Origin of the sequence: Desulfosarcina cetonica JCM 12296 (genome assembly GCF_001311845.1) — a bacterium.
GTDB classification, from domain to species: domain Bacteria; phylum Desulfobacterota; class Desulfobacteria; order Desulfobacterales; family Desulfosarcinaceae; genus Desulfosarcina; species Desulfosarcina cetonica.
Genome location: NZ_BBCC01000510.1, coordinates 1 through 834, shown reverse-complemented (window position 1 = coordinate 834; position 834 = coordinate 1). Strand labels below are relative to the sequence as shown.

General features: G+C 67.5%; 1 protein-coding gene. It reads left to right on the top strand.

Annotation, left to right across the window (positions count from 1 at the left end):
• The coding region (locus JCM12296_RS35285; RefSeq protein WP_157068223.1) for an ATP-binding protein at nucleotides 1-832 on the top strand (832 nt) is incomplete at its 5' end.
• Nucleotides 833-834 lie beyond the last annotated feature (2 nt).

Sequence of the window (834 nt, the reverse complement as noted above, 5' to 3'; positions counted from 1 at the left end):
CGCCGGGGCCGCGGGCGACCTGTATGCGGCCCTGGCCGAATCGTCTCCCCTGCGCCGGTTCGGTCTGGTGGATGTCGACGGCGCCGATCCGTTTCAGCCCCTTCGTCCGGCCAGCGGTCTCACCGCGCGCCTCTTGGGGCGTCCCCCGGTGAACGGCAATTTGCCGGGCGCCGTGCCGGTGAGCCTTCAGGCCGGCTGGGACGATCTGGTGTTGCCGCCAGACCGGCTGGCCATACTGCGCGAATTCCTGCTCTGGATCACCCACAAGGAGCGGGTGGTCGGGGAGTGGGGCGGCCAGGATTGCGGCGGTCCGGTGGCGCTGTTTTGCGGACCGTCCGGCACCGGTAAAACCTTTGCCGCGGCCGTGATCACCAACCAGCTCGGCTGGCCCCTGTATCGGGTCGATCTGGGACGACTGGTCAGCAAGTACATCGGCGAAACCGAAAAAAACCTCAACCGCCTCTTCGACGCGGCCCACGGCCGGCCCATGGTGCTCCAATTCGACGAGGCGGACAGCCTGTTCAGCAAGCGCGGCGACGTCAAGGAGGCGCGCGACCGCTATGCCAATATGGAAGTCAGCCACTTGCTGGCGCGCATCGAGTCCCACCAGGGACCGGTGATCCTGACCACCAACCTGCGCAATCATCTCGACCCGGCTTTTGCCCGTCGCTTTCAGGTGGTGGTCGATTTCCCCCGGCCGGATGCCGCTGCCCGCGGGCTGTTGTGGGAGAAACTGCTTCCGCCCCGGGCGCCGCGGCAGCCGAACCTTGACTGCGGTTTCCTCGGCCGGGCGGTCAACCTCACCGGCGGCAACATCCGCAACGCCGCCTGATG